The 3,006-nt window shown below is 73.7% G+C and carries 2 protein-coding genes and 1 tRNA gene; 1 reads left to right on the top strand and 2 read right to left on the bottom strand.

What is annotated here, in order from left to right:
• Nucleotides 1-108: 108 nt before the first annotated feature.
• Nucleotides 109-184 (bottom strand) — tRNA-Arg (locus tag AC2W7G_RS12625).
• A gap of 137 nt (nt 185-321) precedes the next feature.
• Complete coding sequence (locus AC2W7G_RS12620) at nt 322-1,068, bottom strand: polyprenol monophosphomannose synthase (RefSeq protein WP_485868746.1); 747 nt, start codon at nt 1,066-1,068, stop codon at nt 322-324.
• A gap of 115 nt (nt 1,069-1,183) precedes the next feature.
• On the opposite strand from AC2W7G_RS12620, the gene AC2W7G_RS12615 reads away from it, so the two are divergent.
• Nucleotides 1,184-3,006: glycoside hydrolase family 31 protein (locus tag AC2W7G_RS12615; protein WP_485868745.1), on the top strand; the 1,823-nt coding region annotated here is incomplete at its 3' end.

Raw genomic sequence — 3,006 nt, 5'->3', positions numbered from 1 at the left:
CCTGACCCGCCGCAACACCGGCCAGGTGCCGGCGGTGCGGCAGACGCTCCGGGCGCTGCGGACGGCGGCCGAGCGGCTGGACGCCGGCCCGGCCTGAGGTCGTGCGGGTGGTGCCCCCGGCAGGATTCGAACCTGCGACACCCGCTTTAGGAGAGCGGTGCTCTATCCCCTGAGCTACGGAGGCGGGGCGGCTCCATGCTCCCACACGCGTCCCGTCCCGGAGCGGTGACCTGCGGTCGGTCCGGGCCCCCGACGCGACCCCACGCCGTCGCCGGAGCAGCCCGAGCGACCGCCGCTCGCGGCGCGGTCGGCGCCGGCGTCCTAGCGGCCGAGCAGACGACGCAGGCCGAGCCGGGTGACGAGCCGCAGCGACGTCAGCAGGGTCGAGCGCGGGATCTTCGACGAGCCCGCGGTGCGGTCCAGGAAGACGATCGGCACCTGCACGACCCGCTCGGTGAGCCGCAGCGCCCGCGTCTTCATCTCGATCTGGAAGGCGTACCCCGCGGAGCCGACCGAGGTGAGGTCCATGCGGCGCAGCAGGTCGGCGGCGTAGAGGTTGAAGCCGCCGGTGTAGTCCGAGAGGCGGTGGCCCAGCAGCAGGCGGGCGTACCAGTTGCCGCCGCGACTCAGGGCCTTGCGGTGCCAGCCCCAGTCCGGCGTCGCACCGCCCGGCACGTAGCGCGAGGCGACCACGAGGTCGGCGCCGGCGCGCGCGTGGGCGAGGAAGTCGTGGACGTACGCGGGATGGTGCGACAGGTCGGCGTCCATCTGCAGCACCGCGTCCACGTCCCCGCCGGCCAGGACGTGCTGCATGCCCTCGACGTACGCGCGGCCGAGGCCGTTCTTCTCGGCCCGCTCCAGCACGTCGACCCGCAGCCCGCGGTCGGCCAGCTCGGGGGCGAGGCCGCGCACGAGCGCGGCGGTGCCGTCGGGGGAGGAGTCGTCGACGACGAGCACCCGCAGCGCGTCGTCGGGGTGCTCGCCGGCGACCTTGGCCAGCCGGTCGAGCAGCGGGACGACGTTCTCGGCCTCCTGGTACGTGGGCACGACGACGGCGAGACGGACCATGCGGCGCGGTGCTCCTGGGGCTCGGGGTGCGGGGCCCGCCCATGCTTCCACACCGGCGCCCCGCGCGTGACCCCATCCAGGTGAACGCCGGGCGTCCGCGTGAGAACGTGGAGAGGTGACCGCCGAGCACCTCGAGCACTTCCGGCCGACCAGTCCCGTGGCCCATCCCGAGGCCGTCGTCCAGGGCGACACGTTCCGCATCACCGTCCTGACCGACGGGCTCGTGCGCCTCGAGCACGCCGCCGACGGACGCTTCGAGGACCGGGCCAGCGCCTTCGCGCTGCACCGCCGCCAGCCCGTGCCCGACTTCGAGGTGCGCGACGGCGACGTCCTGGAGGTCGTCACCCGCCGGCTGCACCTCACCTACGACCGGCGTCCGTTCAGCACGAGCGGGCTCAGCGTCCAGGTGCGCGGCGGCGTCAGCAACTACCACTCGGTGTGGCGCTACGGCGAGGACGTAGCCGACTTCGGGGGCACCGCGCGGACGCTCGACCGGGCCGACGGCGAGATCGAGCTCGAGCCCGGCGTCGTGTCGCGCTGGGGCTACGGGGTGATCGACGACTCCACGACGCCGGTGCTCACCGACGACGGCTGGGTCGAGCCGCGCGACGGGAGCCGCCAGGACGTCTACGTGTTCGCCTACGGCCTGGACCACCGCGAGGCGGTGAAGGCGCTGTACGCCGTCGCCGGCGGCCAGCCGCTGCTGCCGCGGTTCGCGCTCGGCAACTGGTGGAGCCGGTACCACGCCTACACCGCCGACGAGTACCTCGCGCTCATGGACCGCTTCGAGGCCGAGCGCGTGCCGCTGTCGGTCGCGGTGCTCGACATGGACTGGCACCACGTCGACGTCGACCCCGTGCACGGCAGCGGCTGGACCGGCTACAGCTGGAACCGCGAGCTGTTCCCCGACCCCGACGCCTTCCTGGCCGAGCTGCACCGGCGCGGCCTGCACGTGACGCTCAACGTCCACCCGGCCGACGGCGTGCGCCAGTACGAGGACGCCTACGTCGCGGTGGCCCGGGCGCTCGGCCACGACCCCGAGGCCGGGGCGCCCGTGGCCTTCGACGTCACCGACCGCGCGTTCGTCCGGGCCTACTTCGACCTGCTCCACCGCCCGCTGGAGGACCAGGGCGTCGACTTCTGGTGGATCGACTGGCAGTCCGGCCCCCACTCCCGGGTGGCCGGCCTCGACCCGCTGTGGATGCTCAACCACCTCCACTTCCTCGACAACGCCCGCGGCGGGCGCCGCCCGCTGACGTTCTCGCGCTACGCCGGCCCGGGCAGCCACCGCTACCCGGTGGGCTTCTCCGGCGACTCGGTCATCAGCTGGGCGTCGCTGGACTTCCAGCCGTACTTCACCTCGACGGCGTCCAACATCGGCTTCGGCTGGTGGAGCCACGACGTGGGCGGTCACTACGGCGGACGCCGCGACGACGAGCTCGCGACGCGGTGGGTGCAGCTCGGCGTGCTCAGCCCCATCACCCGGCTGCACTCGAGCAACAACCCGTTCAACAGCAAGGAGCCGTGGCGGTTCAACGTCGAGGCGCGCCAGGTCATGGCGTCCTGGCTGCGCCTGCGCCACCGCCTGCTGCCGTACCTGCACACGATGAACCACCGGGCCGCCCGCGACGGCGAGCCGCTCGTGCAGCCGCTGTACTGGGAGCACCCGGACGTCGAGGACGCCTACGAGCTGCGCAATCCCTACCTGTTCGGCAGCGAGCTGCTGGTCGCGCCGATCACCGCGCCGCGCGACCCGCGGACGATGCTCGGCTCGGTGACCGCCTGGATCCCGCCGGGCACCTGGGTGGACGTGCTGACCGAGCAGGTCTACGACGGCGACCGCCGGCTCGAGCTGCACCGCGACCTCGCGACCGTCCCGGTGCTGGCACGCGCCGGTGCGATCGTCCCCCTGGACGCCGACGACGCGGCCGCGCGGCG

Source organism: Aeromicrobium sp. PFPM2_SD2 (genome assembly GCF_057364525.1).
Note: the sequence above shows the minus strand (reverse complement) of the source record. Positions and strands in the feature narration are given on the sequence as shown.

What these genes read in the sequence shown, in the direction of transcription:
- AC2W7G_RS12620 (WP_485868746.1), bottom strand. Translation starts at nt 1,068, where the DNA reads ATGGTCCGTCTCGCCGTCGTCGTGCCCACGTACCAGGAGGCCGAGAAC.